The organism is cf. Phormidesmis sp. LEGE 11477 (assembly GCF_015207105.1).
Classification (GTDB): domain Bacteria; phylum Cyanobacteriota; class Cyanobacteriia; order Phormidesmidales; family Phormidesmidaceae; genus Phormidesmis.
This window is the reverse complement of sequence record NZ_JADEXO010000005.1, coordinates 101766-120771: the sequence shown is the minus strand read 5'-3', so window position 1 is coordinate 120771 and position 19006 is coordinate 101766. Positions and strand designations below refer to the sequence as shown.

Genomic DNA, 19006 nt, shown 5'->3' with positions numbered 1-19006 from the left:
CTCTATCCCCCATCCCCCCATTGAGCTTCCCCTTCACCTTGAGGCTCGATCCTGCACTGGATTGATGTCCGGGTTAGACAGTCAGATATTTAGATAAGTTAATAGATAGCGCAGGGGGTGGGTACGTTAGGAACGCTACTGCACGTTCCAGCGAAACCGCTGTCAAATCATGGAATCTTCCTCATTTTATTTGGCTCAGTTCGAGGTGCCAGCTACCAAAACCACGCCGATTGTGGCTCAGTATTTTGACCAGGATTTTCTGGGTGATGCCGGTGTGATGCTGAAGGGGTTCTATGAGTCGGGCCAGCTATGGGCACTGCTGATTGGGCTAGTTATTGGCTACGGCTTTAAGTCTTTTTCGTCCTATGGCTAGTTTCGGCTTCGTCGTGAAAACGCTCACTAGATGTCCGATGAAGGGTTAGCTGTTACTGTATTGTGGATCGACTGATTGATCGTTGTTGAGTAGGGGTCTTCTCAGATGCCTGTTCAATCGATCCGTCCTTTCAGATCTGTCTTTTCACAGTAGGAGCACTATAGACAGTGGGTAGCCAATCGGTAGAACAGCCAGAGCCGCAGCAGACCTGGAGTCAAAGATTTGAATCGGCACTGCATCCGGCGATCGCACAGTTTAATGCCAGTATTGGCTTCGACATCCAGCTCCTAGAATGTGACCTAGATGGGTCGGTTGCCCATGCCAAAATGCTCGCCAAAGTCGGCATCCTTTCAGAGGCCGAGCGCGAACAGATTGTGTCTGGCTTGGAAACCATTCGCGGCGAATACCGTAGAGGTGAATTCAATCCTGGCATTGATGAAGAAGATGTGCATTTTGCGGTAGAGCATCGCCTGATCGAGCTAGTGGGTGATGGCGGCAAAAAGCTCCACACTGCCAGATCTAGAAACGACCAGGTGGGCACAGATCTGCGGCTGTATCTGCGTGGTCAGATTGAACAGATTCGAGAGCAGATTCGAGCATTTCAGCAGACAATTTTTAATTTAGCTAGTCAGCACGTAGAGACGTTGATTCCAGGCTATACCCATCTGCAAAGGGCTCAGCCGTTGAGCCTAGCGCATCATTTACTGGCATATTTTGAGATGGCTCAGCGCGACTGGGAGCGGCTAGGTGATGTGCTCAAGCGGGTAAATATTTCGCCTTTGGGCTGTGGGGCTCTGGCCGGAACGACGTTTCCAATTGATCGGGCCTACTCTGCTAAGCTACTGGGCTTTGAGGAGATTTATCACAACAGCTTGGACGGGGTGAGCGACAGAGACTTTGCCATCGAATTTGCCAGCGCCGCCAGCATTATCATGGTTCACCTTTCTCGCCTGTCAGAAGAAATTATCCTTTGGGCCTCTGAGGAATTTCGGTTTGTGACCCTAGGCGATACCTGCTCAACCGGATCGAGCATCATGCCCCAGAAGAAGAACCCCGACGTGCCCGAGCTAGTGCGCGGAAAAACCGGACGAACCTTTGGCCATTTGCAGGGGCTGCTGGTGATGATGAAAGGATTGCCTTTGGCCTATAACAAGGATTTACAAGAAGATAAAGAGGCCATTTTTGATACAGTCGCCACCGTCTCGGGCTGTTTGCAGGCGATGACTATTTTGCTAGAAGAAGGCATCACTTTTCGGACTAACAGGCTAAATCAAGCGGTGGCAGAAGACTTTTCCAACGCGACAGATGTGGCGGATTATTTAGCGGCCAAGGGAGTGCCTTTCCGCGAGGCTTATGGCTTAGTCGGCAAAGTGGTGAAGACTTCTTTGGCGGCAGGGAAGCTGCTGAAGGATCTGAGCCTAGAAGAATGGCAGGCGCTGCATCCGAAGTTTGAGGCGGATATTTACGATGCGATCGCGCCAGCTCAAGTCGTTTCAGCTCGAAACAGCGCTGGTGGCACTGGCTTCAAACAGGTTAGAGCGGCCTTAGAACGGGCTCAGTCTCTTCTGTTGAAACCTTAGCTAGCTAGACATACGGCTTTAGCTTCGGTTGATAATGGCGTCAACTGAAATAGACACATCGGGAAAAGCCAACGGCGTTATCTGTCCTGTTGTGTATGAAGAGCGTGACGAATATCGACCCGATATAGGCTTTCTGAACACGAGCAGCGATCGCGCTTTAAGATCAACGACCCAGTACTCGGCAATATCGACCTCTGCATAGGCTTGGCTCTTCAAATTAAGATCTTTACTTAAACTAGTATCTGAATATTCAATCAACCAAAAGATATTCTCTGGATACGGGTGGTGCTGCAGATATTCCTTTCCAAGACGTTGAACGATCGCGATGTCCGGTTCTGGTTCGGATTGATTGGGCAACGTGATTGGATTGCCGTAGCGAACCTTAGCACGCTCTCCTAGAAGTCGAACTAGATATTCACCTGACTCAGAGACAAAGTAAGCATGCGGTTCTCCTTCCGGTGGCATCTCGACAATTTCTCCTTTAATCAGCTCGACTTGGCGATCGTCTAGTACGCCAGCGGCAATCATCCGATGGTATTCTGCCAGAGTCCACTTTGCCGTTACAACCGTCATTGCTCGATCCTCCAGTGAGGAGCTGTAAGTACCTGCAATTGTAACAGCGACATTCTAGAAGATACTTTTGGAATCTCTTGACCTATGGCCACGCTTAGCCTCTGCATGATTGTGAAAGATGAGGCCAGAAATTTGTCCCAGGCATTAGCGAGTGTCAAGGGCCTAGCCGATGAAGTGATTGTTCTAGATACGGGCTCTGGTGACGATACGCCGATGATCGCTGCCGCTGCCGGCGCAAAGGTGAATTTCTTGATGTGGGGGGACGATTTTGCGATCGCCCGCAACGCTTCGCTAGATCAGGCGACCCAAGATTGGATACTCGTACTAGATGCAGACGAGACCCTGTCAGCCGCAGGCCAGCGACTAATTGCCACTATCAAAGCAGATAAATCAGTAGGGCAGATAGGTTCTACGGAACTGCTAATGGTGAAGGCTCTACGCCGAGAAATTGCGGCAAACCAGGCTCCCTACACTCAGGTATCTCGGCTGTTTCGCAATCTAGCAGCGATTAGATATACGCGGCCTATCTACGAGAGTGTTGATGAAAGTATCGAAACGCTGATGGCGGCTGAGTCGCACTGGCAGGTGGCTCAGTTTGGCGGCGCAATGATTGAGCATACGAACTACAGCGTCACGCCCATCGAAGCCCGAGACAAGTTCAAACGTGCTGAGCGGATCATGACAAAGTATCTGGCAGCTAACCCAGATGATGCGCTGATTGCTAACAAGCTCGGGGCTTTGTATGTGCAAAGTCAGGAATGGGAGAGAGCAACGGCGCTGCTTCAGCAGGCTTTGGAGACTGATTCAGAGGCTGGAAAGCTAACGCCGCTGACTGAGTACGAGGCGCACTATCATCTGGGGATCGTACATCGTCATTTAGAAGACTTTGCCGCCGCCGAAACCGATTATAAGAAAGCGATCGCAGTTCCTATTGCCGGATTGCTAAAGCTACCTGCGTATCTGAACCTGGGGGCTTTGCTGAAGCTAAAAGGTGATTTCGATGGGGCGATCGCGCAGTATGAAGCGGCTGGCCGAATTGACCCCAAGCACCCGGCGACGTTTTTTAATATAGGCGTAGTGCATAAGGCAAAAGGATATCTAGAACCGGCAATGCGGGCTTATGAATATGCGATCGCGCTCGATCCAAACTACGCAGCCGCCTATCAAAATCTAGCCGTTGTCTTTTTGAAACTTGGCAAGCTGCCTCAGTGCAAAGCAGCCTTTGACCAAGCGATTAGCCTCACTCAAAAGACGAATCCTGCCGAAGCCAAGCGACTTCAACAGCGGGTAAAGAGTTTGGGACTTGATGATGCGATCGCGTCAGGCTCGAAGCAGGAACAGCCCTAGAATAAATCTACTGCTTGTAGCGATCGTCATTCCATCTGTCAGTAGTCTGGGAGTCAGTGGCTTTAGAATTAGTGGCTTTAGAGTCAACGGCCCGAGCCCGGCTGATTGTCTGTCTTTTCACCCAGGATTCAGTGCTGCCGTAGGTGCCTGGCTGCCAGTGAGCTTTGTGCTCCGACTCGTCTTTTAGCGGCGGGCGATCGGGGTGGTTGTGGGGAAGCAACAGGCGTTTACACTTGTATAGAATATCGTCCCACCCAAGCTTAGGCTGGTTGAGCAGATTGCGAAAGGTCGTCAAAACGGCCTCCGATTCGTCAGTTTGCCTAACAGACAACGGCTGAGAAGCCCTGAGCGGATCGATTTGCACAGCAGCGATGCCCTGACGTACGGCTTTGTAGACAGCGTCTGTATATGCCTGTCCTGCCTTCTCGTACTGCATCTGCCAGCCTTTTTCGCTAGAGGCATATAGTGCTGGCAGACGATTAAGCGCGTAGGTCTCGACCTCAACTGTCTTGATGTAGTCGCGCAGTTTTTCTGGCAGCTTGGATTTTTGTCTGGCGACCTCTTCTGCTACCAATCTTTCCATGACGTTGGTATAGGCTCTGTCAGTTGGCGAAGAGGAAGCATTCATAGATACAAGAGCTTGTGTGATAGCAAAGGGAAGCTAAGAACTTTTACCTCAAGTTTCCCTTTGAGCTTGGACGGTCATACAAGTTTGCACAGATCAGCCTAAAGCAGTACGAATTGACTGTTATCCAGGCTAGAAGTGTCTACCCCTGTGAGGGTGGCTAGTACTTCGTTGGTATCAGTGGCGAGAATGTCGCTGCCAGCAAAGGAAAGTTCGCCAATGCCTAGTCCGCCTGCTAGGCCAATCAGGTCTTGACCACTGAAGTCAGTAATGATGTCACTGCCGTCACCCAGCGCTAGGACAAAGGTGTCTCTACCACTACCACCCGTCAGGATGTCATTGCCTTTACCACCAGTCAGCGTATCCTTGCCGACGCCGCCGATGAGGATGTCGTTACCCTTCCCGCCATCGAGAAAGTCTTTGCCGTTGCCGCCGTCAAGTAGGTCTCTACCATTGCCGCCATCGAGCGTATCAAAGCCCTGCTCACCGAAGAGTAAATCATTGCCGATACCGCCGATGAGAATGTCGCTATCGTCACCACCGAAGAGGAAGTCTCTACCGTTGCCACCATCAAGGAAGTCGTTGCCAGCTAAGCCAAAGAAGGTTTGTCTGCCTCTGCCGCCAATGAGCGTATCGTCGCCATTGGTAGCGATAGGAGTGCCTGTAGAGGTGTCGGAGCCAAACACCACATAGCTCTCGCCTGAGCCCTCACCGTTAGGGTCGGCATTAGGCGCACCAATAATCAGGTCATCGAAGCCATCACCATTGACATCACCTGCTCTGCTGACCGAACCACCAGAAAAGTCATATTCGTCAATGCCATTGAGAACGAAACCATTGCTACCGTCTAGGCTAGAGAGTTCAATAGCAGCATCAAAACCCGCATCAGTACCAAACACCACATAGCTCTCGCCTGGGCCGTTGCTATTAGAGCGGCCTCCAGGTGCGCCAACAATCAGGTCATCGAAACCATCACCGTTCACATCCCCCGCACCACTCACTGAACTGCCAGAGTAGTCATCGCTATCGTCGCCATTAATTACGAAGCCATTGCTGCCATCTAGACTAGAAAGTTCAAAGGTAGCGGGAAAGCCGGCATCAGTACCAAATACGACATAGCTTTCACCTGAACTTCTACCATTAGGGTCAGCTCTGTCTGCACCGATAATTAGATCATCGAAGCCATCGCCGTTCACATCACCAGCTCCGCTGACCGAACCACCGGAGTAGTCGCCACCACCGCTGCCAGTGATTGCAAAGCCGTCGCCGCCATCCAAACTAGAGGGATCGAGCTGAGCATCGAAGCCTGCATCAGTGCCAAATATTACGTAGCTTGCGCCTGCGTAGCCGGTATAGGGGCTAGAACTAACTGCGCCGATAATCACGTCATCAAAGCCGTCACCGTTGATATCGCCCGCACCGCTGACTGAATAGCCAGAGAAGTCAAAGTCACCACCTACGAACGTAAAGCCGTTACTACCATCCAAGCTTGAGAGATCGAGGGTAGCACCAAACCCTGCATCACTCCCAAACACTATGCTTGAATAACCGTTGGATTCATATTGACCAATAATTACGTCATCGAAGCCATCGCCGTTGATATCTCCTGCACTGCTTACCGAATAACCGGAGGCATCATCAAAAGAAAGGCCATTGAGCACAAAGCCATTGCTGCCGTCTAAGCTAGAGAGCTCGAAGGTAGCGTCAAAGCCCTTATCGCTACCAAACACCACGTAGCTTTGGCCAGAATATTCATCAGAACTGGGTGCCCCAATAATTACGTCGTCGAAGCCATCGCCGTTGACATCACCCGCACTGCTTACCGAATTAAAGGAGAAGTCACTTTCCTCAATGCCATTGAGCACAAAGCCATTGCTGCCATCTAAGTTAGAGAGCTCAAGGGCAGTATCAAAGCCTGCATCGCTGCCGAACACTACGTAGCTCTGGCCTGCCTGCGTGGCACCGCTCGCGAGGATGATCAGATCATCAAAGCCATCGCCGTTGACGTCTCCCGCATCGCTTACCGAACGACCAGAACGGTCACCTGCATCAACGCCATTGATTACGAAGCCATTGCTGCCATCAAGATCGGCCAAGTCAAGCTGTGCCGGAAAAGCCATTTTGCTATCATCCTATTTGTTTACAACTACAGCGGCCTGTTGACGCAAGCCGTTTTTCTCTATCTTCCATCACTGTTTTGACGGCTTATTCTGCCGCTACGCTTAGCACCCGTCGAATCTCATCGCTACGAGTTCCGATCGCCTGGGGTCGCCTTACCTGCGGTAGCACCACTACGTCATAGAGTTCTTCCACCACGCCTTCTATACGCAAGCTATGCACCACATCGCCACTACGCAAATCAATCACACTTAATCCGCAGCGCGGTGTTGCCTGCTTTGCCTGTAGCCGATCTTCTAGCGGCAGCTCTGAAAAGGTCTTGTTGCCGCGCGACTGTGATAGGCCAACGATGGCAAAGTCACCTGCAAACGCCAGCCCCCGCAAATAGCCTGGACAAAAAGCCACTGGCTCAAACCGCCCCGTCGCTAAGTCAATCTGACCAAACTCGCCTGTACCCGAGTTCAACAGCCATAGCTTGTCTCGATACCACCGAGGTGAGTGGGGCATTGATAGGCCAGTGGCGATAATCTCGTTGCTGCCTACATCAATCACGCAGCCACTGTGCGATCGCCTATCGCGCCAACCGTCAGCCACATCACTTTGACTAACCGCCGTCACATAGGCGGGCTGTCCGTCTTTGAGCGCCAAACCGTTGAGATGACAGCGGTCTTCCGCCGCTAGCTTGGATAGGAACGGCGGATGCCAAATCGGGCGAAAGCTATGGGTCTCACTAGGGGTGGCCAAGCAGCCAAACAGAGTATTGACAAAGACGATACCTGGCTTGCAAACTCGCTCTCCTAGCAATTTGGTACTCAGCGTGTAGTCTGTGGTGGTCATGGCCACATCGTGGATATCCAAGTCCCCGGTGATGTAGCTCATCTGCGGAACGTATAGCGCATCAAAGTCTCCAGATAGCTGTCCAGGCTCCAAAATATTTTCAAAGCGCCATAGCTGATAGAGCGAACTCAAAAAAAGGCTATTGCCCGTGGCACACAGCCCCATGCAGCGCTCGAAGGTCCGCTCGAACACAGACAATCGCCCGTCTTTTTGCAAACCGATCAAGAAGAACTTACCGGCTTGATAGGTGGTGAATCCAAGGCTGAGGGACTGCTCGGCTAGCCAAGCTGTAAACTGCCGTGAGCCCGTAAGCTCAAGCTTAGGCGGAGGAGCACCCTGGGGCGATCGCCCAGAAGCAGGAGCAGACATAGGAATCGGCCTCTCTAAATATGATTATGTGGTTTATGTAGGCTGTTATCGACGGAGCGGCAGCTCAATAGCAAAGAGCCGCTTCGTCGTTTTGACTAGAAGTCGATCGTTTAATAAGTGATTCGCTAAAAGCTGGGAGAACACGCAATATGCAGCGAATTGGGAAACGGCATTTTAATATAAAAAGTACGAAAAAATAGTCATCTGGCGGCTAACTCAAAGGCTATAGCCTTAAGCGAGAATCGAGGCTATTAGCTCTTTTGATGTAGTCCCTGAGGCTTTTAACATAACCTTTGCCAGGGTCTGCTCATACGCATTGTTCAAAAAGATTTGATGAAACTACGAAAAAAGGAGATGGACAATAGCCATCTCCTTTAGCGATATATGTTCTAAGGAATAGAGATCCAAAGATAGGGCGCTATGCCGTCACAAGTTCAGCAGGCAGCCGCTTGAAGGACAAGCGCTCATTTTCTACGTCGACGAAGATGGTGTCACCAGGAAGAAACTCGCTGCGTAGAATTGCCTTGGCGATCTTAGTTTCGACCTCGCGCTGAATGGCTCGCTTGAGTGGACGCGCTCCATAGGTTGGGTCGTAGCCGACATCGGCTAGGAAGTCTAAAGCAGCATCGGACAGTTTGAGCGATAGTTTGCGCTCTTCTAAACGGCGCTCTAGACGCTTTACCTGAATCTTGACGATGTCGCGAAGCTGAGATTTCATCAGCGCATGGAAGATGATGATCTCATCGATGCGGTTGAGAAATTCGGGGCGGAACTGGCTACGCAAGGCATCGGTAACGCGCGATCGCATCTCGTCATATTTAGTATCGTCGCCTGCAATATCTAGAATGTACTGCGAGCCGATGTTGCTAGTCATGATGATGATGGAGTTGGTAAAGTCCACCGTGCGACCCTGCGAGTCGGTAATGCGACCGTCGTCTAATACCTGCAAGAGGATATTGAAGACATCGGGATGGGCCTTTTCAATCTCGTCAAAGAGAATGACCGCGAAAGGACGGCGACGAACGGCTTCGGTGAGCTGACCACCTTCGTCATAGCCCACGTAGCCAGGAGGCGCACCGACCAGGCGAGAAACGGAATGCTTCTCCATATATTCAGACATATCGATGCGAACCATCGCTTCTTCGGTGTCAAACAGATAGCTAGCTAGGGCTTTGGCCAGCTCAGTTTTACCGACGCCAGTAGGCCCAAGGAAGATAAAGCTAGCCATGGGGCGATCGGGATCGGCGAGGCCAGCGCGCGATCGCTGAATAGAATCAGCCACCGCCGTCACGGCTTCGTCTTGTCCGATCACCCGCTGATGCAGCTCATCTTCTAGGTTTAATAGCTTCTGCATCTCTGATTCGACCAGCTTGCTAAGCGGAATGCCAGTCCACTTAGAAATGATTTCAGCAATGTCCGCTTCGGTCACTTCTTCGCGCAGCAGCGTTTTACCAGAAGTCTGCGTTTCACTGATCTCCGCTTCGGCGTCTGCTAGGCGCTTCTGCAGCTCAGGCAATTTGCCATACTTCAGCTCAGCCGCTTTGTTTAGCTCGGCTGCTCGCTCAGCCTGTTCAATTTCTACATTGAGTCGGTCGATCTCTTCTTTGATCGTTTGCACCTGGCCAATAGTATCTTTTTCAGACTGCCATTGAGCGCTGAGTTCAGCCTGCTCTTCTTTGAGATCAGCTAGCTCTTTTTCTAGCTTCTCTAGCCGCTCAACCGAAGCCGGATCGCTCTCTTTTTGCAGCGACAGCCGCTCCATCTCCATCTGGAGAATTTTGCGGTCAATTTCGTCTAGCTCTTCGGGTTTGGAAGTAATTTCCATTTTGAGCTTGGCCGCCGCTTCGTCTACTAGGTCAATCGCCTTGTCCGGCAAGAATCGATCGCTGATGTACCGGGTGGATAGCGCAGCAGCGGCAACTAAGGCGCTGTCTGCAATCTTGACACCGTGATGGACTTCGTAGCGCTCCTTGAGTCCGCGCAGAATCGAGACGGTATCGGCCACCGATGGCTGATCGACGTATACCTGCTGAAATCTTCTTTCTAGCGCGGCGTCTTTTTCGATGTGCTGACGATATTCATCCAAAGTCGTGGCACCAATACAGCGCAGCTCACCACGAGCCAGCATTGGCTTTAACAAATTGCCTGCGTCCATTGCCCCTTGGGTCGCGCCTGCACCCACGACGGTATGAATCTCGTCAATGAATAGAACAACTTGGCCGCTCGACTCGGTGACTTCCTTCAGAACCGCCTTCAAACGTTCCTCAAATTCGCCTCTGTATTTGGCACCGGCAATCAGTGCGCCCATGTCTAGTGAAATTAATGTGCGATCTTGCAGAGATTGAGGCACATCACCACGAACAATGCGCTGAGCGAGTCCTTCTGCGATCGCAGTTTTACCGACACCAGGCTCACCGATCAGTACCGGATTGTTCTTGGTTCGACGAGACAAAATCTGTATGGTCCGGCGAATTTCGTCATCGCGGCCAATGACCGGATCTAATAGACCTTCACGAGCGTATTCGGTCAAATCTCGGCCATATTTCTGGAGGGATTCGTATTTTCCTTCGGGGTTTTGATCGGTCACTTTGTGGGTTCCTCTTATCTGCGTGATCGCTTGGGTGAGATCTTTTTCGGTGATATTGAAAGCTTTGAGCAGGCCCTGGCCAAAATGCTTGTCGCCTGCATAGCCCAAGACTAAGTGCTCGGTGGAGATGAAATCATCATCGAGCTTTTGACGGTAGCTATCCGCTCTATCTAGCAATGCGTCGGCGTGTCTGCCGATGTAGACTGAGTCACTGCTGCTGACTTTGGGCTGCTGGTCGATGAAAGCCTGGGTGTGCGATCGCAGCCCTTCAGCCGACACGTCTAGCTTCTGAAAGATTCGCGATGCTAGCCCTTCTTGCTCCAACAGCGCCAGCATCAGATGCTCTGGCTCTAGCTGCTGCTGACTTGAGCGTTTGACAATTTCTATGCTGCTATCAAGCGCAGCTCGGACCTTATCAGTAAATTTATTAGGATCGTTAATTTGCATGGCTTCTCTCCTCAAGCGCTTCTTGGGGTTTTCTCTAGATAGAGGTGTCTCCTCTCTAGATAGATCCGCCGTGGACGTGCTGCTTTGCTATGGCACTTTTGACGCTAAATCTAGCGTTACCTTTAGTGCTTGTAAGCCTTTTTTTGTACGCTGTAGGCGGTTTCTGTATTTTCGTGGATGCCTATTATTGTAAATAGGACAGCACGCTACACGATTCGGTGTTCACGGCTTCAAAAGGTAGGTATTGCCGCCCCCTTACGTGCCGTCTTACCTTTGCTTTGGCGCTTTGCGGATAGGCCCTGGCCGTCAATGTTCCAGCGCAGGTTCCGCACCGCCAAAGAATTTGACTTGTGACACTATGTCAGAATATGAGAGTCAAAACACGAAAGAGTCTCCACAGCCACCCGTTCGCCGCTAGTCCGCCGCTATCTGCTCCAGCAGACTGGCTCCCTTGGCCAGTTAGCCCGCGCTTACTCGGCCTCCAGTTCAGTCAACTTTTATATAGAAATAGAAATTTGTGGCCTCACGTCATCGCGCTGTTTCCCAAAAGCTATACGCAACCTACTGCGAACAAAGGCCGCTACAGCGCATTCGGCACGTGCTATCGCCGATTGAATTTGTTCGCTTTTTGAGCTACCTCAATGTGCTGACGGTGCGCCGAGTCGTTCGCAATACGTTTCGCCAGCGACTGCCAAGCCTAGCTTCTGAGATGGCTTACAACTCTATGCTGGGGCTGTTCCCGGCGATTCTGGCTCTATTTACTGCAATTGGTATCTTCAGTCCGCTGCGCTCTACTTTCTTGAAGCTGGCTCAGCAACTGAGTGAAGTCGCCCCGGCTGGCGTGCCGGAGCTGATCTACGGCTTTGAAGCTGTGGTGACAGACCAGCCCAGCAGAGGGTTGTTTTCGGTGAGTTTTGCCTTTGCCCTGTGGGCTTCGTCTGGGGCAATGAGCGCAGCGATGCGAGCGCTAGATCAAATGCAGCAGATTCCCGTCCGCCGCCGTCGCCCCTTTTGGAAAGCGCGACTGGTATCGATCACGCTCACGCTAGGCACCATCGCACTACTCATTTCAGCGTCTTGCTTTGTCTTTATCAGCGAGTGGGCCGTCGGCCAGCTGATCTACCACAGTCGAGGAGACATTGGCTCATGGGTCGCTACTGCCTGGGGGTATTCTCGCTGGCCGCTGGCGCTGAGCATCATGTCGTCGGCCTTTGCTTTTATCTATCGGTTTGGGCCTAGCCGCTGGACACCTGGAAAGCCGATTATGCCGGGGGCCGTTTTAGCGGCGCTGTCTTGGGCGGTGATTTCTAGCTTGTTTCGGCTGTACGTTGCTCACTTCGGCAATTTTGTCTATAGCGCGGTGGCGACAGTCATTGTCCTACTGCTCTGGCTGTGGCTGACTTCTTTGGTCATGCTGATTGGCGATTTGCTGAATTTTACAGTGGGCCGAGCCATGATTGAACGGCAAAAGCGCGAGCTAGCGCATCGCCTGCAAACTATTAAAGACAAACACGCCCAAGCAGGCGAGTATGAGTAGCCACAGCACAATACCGGGTAGAAACGACAGCAGCGTCAGCCCTCGCAATATCCAGATAGCGAGTGTGATACAGATCAGCAACAGCAGTAGCTGAGCGCCGGGGGTGAGACGAAAGCGATTGAACATGGTCAGTTTTTTCCTAGTGCCAATGACAGATACAGGGATCATTAAATAAATCTATACATTTGGTAAGATTGAATACGATTTTATCCTCAAGGTGGCTGTTAATGTTTGCTCGCAGGCAGACGTTTCTGTAACGCTCAACTTTATCTTTTTGTAGAGTGTTGTTTACAGACGGTGGCGACTTCTAGGACGGCTGCTTGGAGTGCATAAGGCAATTAAGGCTTGGGCATTCTTTGATCGCAGCGGAGGTAGGAACAAGTAGATTTACCGAAAGTTCATCTGTCCCTTGTACGGACTTAACCTGCCCGTTGGTAGGAGCACGCAATAATGACACTGTTTCTACTGGCTACAGATGGCTTGGCTACGAAGATTGTTTGGCTATAAGAAGGCCAAGTCCGCTTTTATTCATTCTTCTGGATTTTATGACAGTTTCTTCGACTCTCTGCGCGCCTGATGCTGTAGCACTACAGCAAGAAAAATCTTTATTACAAGGTGATGTGCTGATTTCGACGACACCTGTAAGTGCAGGAGCAGCGGTGACCGCTACGATGTATGTGCCGATGATGCGATCGCAGACCTGGCAGCAACTGACTGACTACAGCAAGTGGGTTCAATACTTCCCTGATATTGTGCAAAGCCAGGTACTAGAAGCCAAGCATCAGACCAAGACCCACCCAGCCACCCGCAGACTATATCAGGTCGCTCGCAAGGCTTTCATGATGTTCTCGGCTCAAGTCGAGATCTACTTGCAGGTGATCGAGACGCTACATCAAAGTATTCAGTTTCGCTTTGAGCGCGGCACCTTTTCAGACTTCGCGGCTGATTTGACCCTAGAAGATTATGGCGCAGGCACGCTGATTACCTATTCTGTCAAAGCGACACCGCTGATCCCCGTTCCTAGCTTTTTGATTGAACAGGCCATTCGCTACGATCTGCCCGGTAATATGAAGACGATGCGTCGCGTCATGTGCGCGGCTTAGTTCTTTAACGGCTTTCTAAAGGTCTTCTGATAGCAGTCTCTATGTCTAGTCAATCAATCGGTTTAGATGCTCGCCTGTACGAGTATCTGCTATCAGCCTCGATCAAAGAGCTGCCTGTCCAAACTGAGCTAAGAAAGCGAACGGCTGAGCATCCGCAGTCAAGGATGCAGATTTCTCCTGAGCAAGGTCAGTTTATGGCGCTGCTCGTGCAGCTAATCGGCGCAAAAAAGACGCTAGAAATTGGTGTCTTCACTGGATACAGTGCTTTATGCGTCGCCCTAGCCCTGCCAGATGATGGTCAGATAGTGGCGTGCGATGTGAATGAGAAAGATTGTGCGATCGCCCGCACCTACTGGCAAAAAGCCAACATCGCCCACAAAATCGATCTTCGCCTTGCCCCTGCTTTAGACACGCTCGATCATCTGATCGACAGCGGCGAATCCAACACCTTCGACTTTGCCTTCATCGACGCCGATAAAAGCAACTACGACAGCTACTACGAAAAATCGCTCCAGCTAGTCAGACCCGGCGGCCTAATCGCTATAGACAACATGCTCTGGTATGGCCGCGTCGCCGATCCAGATATGCAAGACAAAAGAACGCAGCGCATCCGAGCCTTGAATGGGAAAGTGCGAGATGACGAGCGCGTGACGATGAGTCTTCTGCCTGTAGGAGACGGTTTACTGCTTGCGCTCAGAAATCGCGACGAGTAGCGAGCAAGTCACAGATTATATGAACTATCAGAAATTAATCTGGTCAGGCCACGCGATTAAGCAGATGTTTCAAAGACGAATCTCAAAGAAAGCGGTAACAGCAGTAGTCACTAATGGAGAAGTTATTGCAGACTATTCTGATGACCGACCGTACCCTAGCTGTTTGCTATTAGGATATGTAGGTAAACGTGCGCTACACGTCGTAGCTGCAAAAGATGTAAAAAGATGTAGAGACCCAGACCGTCTACGTGGTCACTGCATACGAGCCCTGTCAAGATATATGGAATGCTGACTTCAAGTCACGGAAATCGCTATGAACTGTGTCATTTGCAGGCAAGGAAATACATCTAAAGGATTTGCAACTATCACATTGGAACGAGACCAGGCGATTATCGTCTTTAGGAAAGTTCCTGCTGATATCTGTAAAAACTGTGGAGAGTACTACTTGAGCGATGACGTGGCAGAAGAGCTACTGAATAAAGCAGAATCTGTAGTAGCAAGTGGCGCTGAGGTAGAGATCCGTCGCTATGCAGCCTAGGAGAGGAGAGCGCCTAATTCTCCTCCAACTTCGCTCAGCGCTTCCTCAATCACATTGTCATCCACACCGCGTCGCTTCAAGCTATCGATGAGTGAAGAGACAATATGGACACATCTATATAGACAGATCTATGGAATGGAAAATTGCACAGGCTAAACAGCGGTTTTCTGAACTAGTGCAAGCTGCGCTAGCTGAACCTCAACCTATCTATAAACGAAATCACCTAGTTGCATTTGTCGTTGAAGCTGATTTGTTTCAGGAATTCTTAGAGTGGCAACAGCGTAGAAAAGAAAAATCTGTTGCTGACGTATTCGCAGAAGTTCGACAGGTCGCTGTGGAAGAAGAGTTTGTTTTAGAAATTGCTTCTAGAGAAGATAGATCAAATCCTTTCATTGATGACGACGACGTTTTTGTATGTTTCTAATACTGTTAGCGAGGGCCTGTATTATTTTTCTTCGCATTTAGATGACGCTGACGCTTTCTCTCGCGAAGGCGATCGCGCTTTTCCTCAGTCAACTCTCCAACACAGTGCGGACAAGACACTTCGCTCTCATAGTCAACAGACTGTTGATCTTCTTCGGAAATAGGATGTCCGCAGGCGTAGCACATAGCATAGGTACCTGGTTCTAGGCCGTGCTTGATCGCCACCCGTTCGTCAAAAACAAAACATTCTCCGTTCCATAGACTCTCTTCTTCAGGAACTTCTTCGAGATACTTAAGAATGCCGCCTTGGAGATGATAGACCTCTTCAAATCCCTGAGCGAGCATGTAGGATGATGCTTTCTCGCAGCGGATGCCACCCGTGCAAAACATTGCAACTTTCTTGTTCTTTTTAGGATTTAGATTCTCTTTTACATAGCTGGGAAACTCGTTGAAAACTTCTGTCTGAGGATTTTTGGCCCCTTGGAAAGTGCCCATTCCCACTTCGTAATCGTTGCGGGTGTCGATGACGGTGACTTCTGGATCGGCGATAATCTCGTTCCAGGCCCTCGGAGGCACGTAGGTACCGACTTGCTGTGTAGGACTGACTTCTGGTAAGCCGATAGTGACAATCTCTTTTTTTAGACGGACTTTGAGTTTCTCAAAAGGGGTTTCAGCGGCAGGCGATTCTTTGATATCGAGACTGGCTAGGCGCGGATCGGCTTGAATGTGGGCTAGCACTGTATCGAGGCCTGCTTTGGTGCCAGCGATGGTGCCGTTGATACCTTCTGCTGCCAGCAATATGGTGCCTTTGATGTTTTGGCGCTGACAGATGTCCCTAAGCGGTTGCTGCAGATCTGCGTAGTCAGTAAGCGCCGCGAACTTATAGAAGGTGGCAACGGTTACAGGCATGGTAGCGACAGTCATCGATCGAGATGGGTGAAACAAGACAGTTAGCGCAAGGACTTTGGAAAGTCCGAACTCTATTTTGCCATTAACACTGCTTTGGCGGCGCGATGTAGAAGCGAATGGCGATAGATCAGGGCGCTCATGTCTTCGCCGTAGCCGCCGCCGATGACGCAGGCGACTGGAAAGCCGGCGCTGTAGCAGGTTTGCAAGACGGTGCAATCGCGTTCAAACACCCCTTCATCACTCAGCGCTAACTTGCCGAGCCGATCATCTTTGTGGACATCTACGCCCGCGTCATAGAGAACTAGATCGGGGTTGACCTGAGTCAGGAGCGGCTGGAGGTGCGATCGCAGCACATTTAGATACGCTGCGTCTCCTGTATTCTCGTCAAGTGGTACATCTAGATCGCTCTGCTGCTTGCGGCCTGGGAAGTTGATGCCACAGTGCATTGAGAACGTGAAAACGGTTGGGTCTCCCTTAAAGATAAACGCGCTGCCGTCTCCTTGATGCACGTCTAGATCAACGATCAAGGCTTTGCGAATTAGGTTTTGAGACTGGAGGACTTTGATGGCGATCGCTAAGTCATTGAAGATGCAAAAGCCTGAGCCGTAGTCGGGGAAAGCATGATGAGTGCCGCCTGCTGTGTTGCAGGCAATGCAATGCTGCAAGGCCAATTTTGCGGTCAATATCGTGCCGCCGACCGCAGTGCAGGTTCTTTTGACTAAGCCAGGGCTCCAGGGCAAGCCGATGCGTCTTTGAGCTTTGGCGTCTAGTGTGCCGTTGTAATAGGCTTGCACGTAGCTAGCAGTGTGAACTAGCTCTAGCCATTCAGTCGGTGGCGCACTGGGCTGATAGATCTGGGCTTCGGTGATGATGCGATCGCGTACCAACAAATCTCGTAAAAGCTGAAACTTCGGCATCGGGAAGCGGTGGCCATCCGGCAGGGGCGTGACATAGCTAGGGTGATAGACAACGGGAAAATGGGTCACGATGGATGTGAAAGAAAGCCTGGGTGAAGGAAAGCCAGATAGTTCAATAGTTTACAGCCCTCTTATGATCTGCGGCCTTGGCCATATTTGGCCATATATGGAGAGAGGTGCATAGATTACGATGAGGGCACAGCTACTTTTCTAAGCCACTATGACTCAAACTATTGCCATTGAGAAACTGACGCTAAGTGCAGTAGAGGAACGGTTTTCGATGCAGCCGTCTACTGATGAGCGGTTTTTTGAGGAATGGCAAACGAATCTACCGGAGCTGACAGCCTTTGAAAAGGAGCGGGTAGAGCGAATTGAAGCGATCTACAAAAATATAGAGAGACGCCCAGTTCTAGAAAGCAGCGTCAATATGGCAATTGTTGGACCGCTGCTAGATGCTGCCGGGTTGTTTCTACCGCCCTTTTATTTGGAAACAGAAAAAACGGTAGAGATCGTGGCAGAGGATCAAGGCGCGAAGCTAAGAGGACGCCTAGACACGCTGATTATTAGGGATTTTCTTTGGGTGCTGACGATTGAGTCAAAACAGGCTGGCTTTTCTCTTAGAGTGGGGATTCCTCAGGTGCTGGCATACATGCTAGCTGCGCCAAAAGAGCAAGAAACGCTGTACGGCATGGTTACTAACGGCAGAAGTTTTGTATTTCTCAAACTCAAACGGGGAAAAACAACACGCTATGCCCGCTCGAAAGAATTTTTGATCGATCAAGATGCTGGTTTAGAACAGACTTTGAAAATCATCAAGAAGCTGTCGAGGGCTGAGCATGGGGCAGTAGGTCGCTAACGCACTCTAGCACCTCGATAGCGTAGCCGAGACTTGGTGGCGTGTCTTTGGGCAAAGGTAGGCATGTCCTCTTGGTGGCCCATGATCATGACGATATCGCCTTTATATAGGGCTTCATTAGGTTGAGGGTGAACAATCACTTCTCCATCACTTTTTCTTAGGGCTACGATGATGAAGGTGCCCCGACCACGGAGTTCGACATCGGCGATCGTTCGCCCGACTAATGGCGAATCGGCTCGCACCGATAGCTCGTTCATTTGGATGTCAATTTCGGCTAGCATCTGGTTGAGGTTGGCCCGGCCATCGTCTTTTGAGAGAAAGTTGACAGCGCTAGGATGCGAGATTAGATGCGCTATTCGCAATGCGCCAATATTGGCGGGCAAAACAACCTGATCGGCTCCGGCTAGGCGTAGTTTTTTTTCGGATGAAGGCAGGGTTCCTCTGGCGATGACTATTAGCTGCGGGTTTAGCTCTTTGGCCGTGAGACTGATAAATACGTTGGCCGCATCTTCCGGCAGGACAGTTGCTAATGCCCTGGCCCGATCGATACCGACCGCTTTGAGGTGATCTTCGTCGGTGGCATTGCCTAAATAGACTAGATAGCCTAGCGATCGCGCGGCGTTAATCCGATCGGGATCGCGATCCAAAATAATGAATCGCTGGCCGTCTGCCTTCAGCTTTTGCGTCAGCATCTGACCCATCCGGCCATAGCCGCAGACAACTACGTGGTCAGTTAGATTTTGGATTTCATGAGTCATTTGTCTAAGGTTAAGAGCACGGCGGAGTTCGCCTTCGGTCACCAATTGCACAAAGCCCGCTACGATGTAAGCCACCGACAGCGCGCCAGCAAAGATAACGAAGATAGTAAAGATCCGCAGCGGGGTTGTTTCGAGTGGATTGACTTCTCCATAGCCCACACCAAAGATCGTGATGACTACCATGTAGATAGCATCTAGCACCGTCCAGCCAGCCAAAATGTAGCCGATGACCGCAACTAGGATGGTAATGAAGAAGAATAGCGCACCCGTCCGAATGCGATGAAATGGACTCTTGAGAGGAGGACGCAATCGATTTGTACTCTCTGGTGTGTTGAGCTGGCGTGTTGGGCTGGCGAAATGTGCAGAGCTAGGTAGCGAAAGTGATAGCTATACCCT

The 19006-nt window shown here is 50.7% G+C and carries 19 protein-coding genes; 10 read left to right on the top strand and 9 right to left on the bottom strand.

All coding sequences use genetic code 11. The features are described 5' to 3' along the window. Positions 1–169: 169 nt before the first annotated feature. Positions 170–373: a hypothetical protein gene (locus IQ256_RS03065; RefSeq protein WP_193854081.1), complete on the top strand. Its 204-nt coding sequence runs from the start codon at positions 170–172 to the stop codon at positions 371–373. A gap of 167 nt (positions 374–540) precedes the next feature. Then, the gene (argH, locus tag IQ256_RS03060) at positions 541–1953 is read left to right on the top strand and encodes an argininosuccinate lyase (RefSeq protein WP_193854080.1); all 1413 of its coding nucleotides are present in this window, start codon (positions 541–543) and stop codon (positions 1951–1953) included. Positions 1954–1971: 18 nt separating this feature from the next. On the opposite strand, the gene IQ256_RS03055 is transcribed toward argH, so the two are convergent. Continuing rightward, a complete protein-coding gene (locus IQ256_RS03055; protein ID WP_193854079.1) occupies positions 1972–2526 on the bottom strand; it encodes a Uma2 family endonuclease in 555 nt (184 codons plus the stop codon). A gap of 84 nt (positions 2527–2610) precedes the next feature. Between IQ256_RS03055 and IQ256_RS03050 the strand changes: the two genes are divergently transcribed. Beyond that, a complete protein-coding gene (locus IQ256_RS03050; protein ID WP_193854078.1) occupies positions 2611–3873 on the top strand; it encodes a tetratricopeptide repeat protein in 1263 nt (420 codons plus the stop codon). Between the two features lie 7 nt (positions 3874–3880). On the opposite strand, the gene IQ256_RS03045 is transcribed toward IQ256_RS03050, so the two are convergent. The 4 genes from IQ256_RS03045 to clpB all read right to left on the bottom strand — a co-directional run bounded on the left by IQ256_RS03045 (position 3881) and on the right by clpB (position 10856). After that, positions 3881–4501, bottom strand: a complete 621-nt coding sequence (locus tag IQ256_RS03045) for a late competence development ComFB family protein (RefSeq protein WP_193854077.1) — start codon at positions 4499–4501, stop codon at positions 3881–3883. A gap of 98 nt (positions 4502–4599) precedes the next feature. Beyond that, complete coding sequence (locus IQ256_RS03040) at positions 4600–6618, bottom strand: FG-GAP repeat protein (protein ID WP_193854076.1); 2019 nt, start codon at positions 6616–6618, stop codon at positions 4600–4602. 85 nt (positions 6619–6703) lie between these two features. After that, positions 6704–7822 carry a TIGR03032 family protein gene (locus IQ256_RS03035; protein WP_193854075.1) on the bottom strand — a complete coding sequence of 373 codons (1119 nt, stop codon included), beginning with the start codon at positions 7820–7822 and terminating at the stop codon, positions 6704–6706. Positions 7823–8240: 418 nt separating this feature from the next. Next, positions 8241–10856 (bottom strand): ATP-dependent chaperone ClpB, encoded by a 2616-nt coding sequence (gene clpB, locus IQ256_RS03030; RefSeq protein WP_193854074.1) that lies wholly within the window; start codon positions 10854–10856, stop codon positions 8241–8243. A gap of 517 nt (positions 10857–11373) precedes the next feature. On the opposite strand from clpB, the gene IQ256_RS03025 reads away from it, so the two are divergent. Next, positions 11374–12393 (top strand): YihY/virulence factor BrkB family protein, encoded by a 1020-nt coding sequence (locus IQ256_RS03025; RefSeq protein ID WP_370623333.1) that lies wholly within the window; start codon positions 11374–11376, stop codon positions 12391–12393. On the opposite strand, the gene IQ256_RS03020 is transcribed toward IQ256_RS03025, so the two are convergent. Then, positions 12334–12519 (bottom strand): hypothetical protein, encoded by a 186-nt coding sequence (locus IQ256_RS03020; RefSeq protein ID WP_193854073.1) that lies wholly within the window; start codon positions 12517–12519, stop codon positions 12334–12336. The genes IQ256_RS03025 and IQ256_RS03020 overlap by 60 nt on opposite strands. 419 nt (positions 12520–12938) lie before the next feature. Between IQ256_RS03020 and IQ256_RS03015 the strand changes: the two genes are divergently transcribed. The 5 genes from IQ256_RS03015 to IQ256_RS02995 all read left to right on the top strand — a co-directional run bounded on the left by IQ256_RS03015 (position 12939) and on the right by IQ256_RS02995 (position 15171). Beyond that, complete coding sequence (locus tag IQ256_RS03015) at positions 12939–13496, top strand: SRPBCC family protein (protein WP_193854072.1); 558 nt, start codon at positions 12939–12941, stop codon at positions 13494–13496. Between the two features lie 41 nt (positions 13497–13537). Then, positions 13538–14209, top strand: coding sequence for a class I SAM-dependent methyltransferase (locus IQ256_RS03010; protein WP_193854071.1), 672 nt, complete (start codon positions 13538–13540; stop codon positions 14207–14209). Between the two features lie 19 nt (positions 14210–14228). Beyond that, a complete protein-coding gene (locus IQ256_RS30270) occupies positions 14229–14501 on the top strand; it encodes a DUF4258 domain-containing protein (RefSeq protein WP_228024518.1) in 273 nt (90 codons plus the stop codon). Positions 14502–14522: 21 nt separating this feature from the next. Then, positions 14523–14747, top strand: a complete 225-nt coding sequence (locus tag IQ256_RS03000) for a type II toxin-antitoxin system MqsA family antitoxin (RefSeq protein WP_193854070.1) — start codon at positions 14523–14525, stop codon at positions 14745–14747. A 130-nt stretch (positions 14748–14877) separates the two neighbouring features. After that, on the top strand, positions 14878–15171 hold the full coding sequence (locus IQ256_RS02995) for a prevent-host-death protein (RefSeq protein ID WP_193854069.1): 294 nt from the start codon (positions 14878–14880) through the stop codon (positions 15169–15171). Positions 15172–15176: 5 nt separating this feature from the next. On the opposite strand, the gene IQ256_RS02990 is transcribed toward IQ256_RS02995, so the two are convergent. Further along, positions 15177–16094: a rhodanese-related sulfurtransferase gene (locus tag IQ256_RS02990; RefSeq protein ID WP_228024517.1), complete on the bottom strand. Its 918-nt coding sequence runs from the start codon at positions 16092–16094 to the stop codon at positions 15177–15179. Positions 16095–16150: 56 nt separating this feature from the next. Continuing rightward, positions 16151–17065 carry a histone deacetylase gene (locus IQ256_RS02985; protein WP_370623332.1) on the bottom strand — a complete coding sequence of 305 codons (915 nt, stop codon included), beginning with the start codon at positions 17063–17065 and terminating at the stop codon, positions 16151–16153. 151 nt (positions 17066–17216) lie between these two features. Here IQ256_RS02985 and IQ256_RS02980 point away from each other — a divergent pair, with 151 nt between their 5' ends. Next, positions 17217–17852 (top strand): restriction endonuclease subunit R, encoded by a 636-nt coding sequence (locus IQ256_RS02980; RefSeq protein WP_193854068.1) that lies wholly within the window; start codon positions 17217–17219, stop codon positions 17850–17852. Here the strand turns inward: IQ256_RS02980 and IQ256_RS02975 are convergent. Further along, positions 17849–18919 (bottom strand): TrkA family potassium uptake protein, encoded by a 1071-nt coding sequence (locus IQ256_RS02975; protein WP_193854067.1) that lies wholly within the window; start codon positions 18917–18919, stop codon positions 17849–17851. The genes IQ256_RS02980 and IQ256_RS02975 overlap by 4 nt on opposite strands. Between the last annotated feature and the right edge of the window lie 87 nt (positions 18920–19006).

What these genes read in the sequence shown, in the direction of transcription:
- IQ256_RS03055 (WP_193854079.1), bottom strand. Translation starts at nt 2,526, where the DNA reads ATGACGGTTGTAACGGCAAAGTGGACTCTGGCAGAATACCATCGGATG.
- IQ256_RS02995 (WP_193854069.1), top strand. Translation starts at nt 14,878, where the DNA reads ATGGAATGGAAAATTGCACAGGCTAAACAGCGGTTTTCTGAACTAGTG.
- IQ256_RS02980 (WP_193854068.1), top strand. Translation starts at nt 17,217, where the DNA reads ATGACTCAAACTATTGCCATTGAGAAACTGACGCTAAGTGCAGTAGAG.
- IQ256_RS03040 (WP_193854076.1), bottom strand. Translation starts at nt 6,618, where the DNA reads ATGGCTTTTCCGGCACAGCTTGACTTGGCCGATCTTGATGGCAGCAAT.
- IQ256_RS03065 (WP_193854081.1), top strand. Translation starts at nt 170, where the DNA reads ATGGAATCTTCCTCATTTTATTTGGCTCAGTTCGAGGTGCCAGCTACC.
- IQ256_RS02990 (WP_228024517.1), bottom strand. Translation starts at nt 16,094, where the DNA reads ATGACTGTCGCTACCATGCCTGTAACCGTTGCCACCTTCTATAAGTTC.
- IQ256_RS03010 (WP_193854071.1), top strand. Translation starts at nt 13,538, where the DNA reads ATGTCTAGTCAATCAATCGGTTTAGATGCTCGCCTGTACGAGTATCTG.
- IQ256_RS03045 (WP_193854077.1), bottom strand. Translation starts at nt 4,501, where the DNA reads ATGAATGCTTCCTCTTCGCCAACTGACAGAGCCTATACCAACGTCATG.
- IQ256_RS03015 (WP_193854072.1), top strand. Translation starts at nt 12,939, where the DNA reads ATGACAGTTTCTTCGACTCTCTGCGCGCCTGATGCTGTAGCACTACAG.
- IQ256_RS03050 (WP_193854078.1), top strand. Translation starts at nt 2,611, where the DNA reads ATGGCCACGCTTAGCCTCTGCATGATTGTGAAAGATGAGGCCAGAAAT.
- IQ256_RS03035 (WP_193854075.1), bottom strand. Translation starts at nt 7,822, where the DNA reads ATGTCTGCTCCTGCTTCTGGGCGATCGCCCCAGGGTGCTCCTCCGCCT.
- IQ256_RS03020 (WP_193854073.1), bottom strand. Translation starts at nt 12,519, where the DNA reads ATGTTCAATCGCTTTCGTCTCACCCCCGGCGCTCAGCTACTGCTGTTG.
- IQ256_RS30270 (WP_228024518.1), top strand. Translation starts at nt 14,229, where the DNA reads ATGAACTATCAGAAATTAATCTGGTCAGGCCACGCGATTAAGCAGATG.
- IQ256_RS03000 (WP_193854070.1), top strand. Translation starts at nt 14,523, where the DNA reads ATGAACTGTGTCATTTGCAGGCAAGGAAATACATCTAAAGGATTTGCA.
- clpB (WP_193854074.1), bottom strand. Translation starts at nt 10,856, where the DNA reads ATGCAAATTAACGATCCTAATAAATTTACTGATAAGGTCCGAGCTGCG.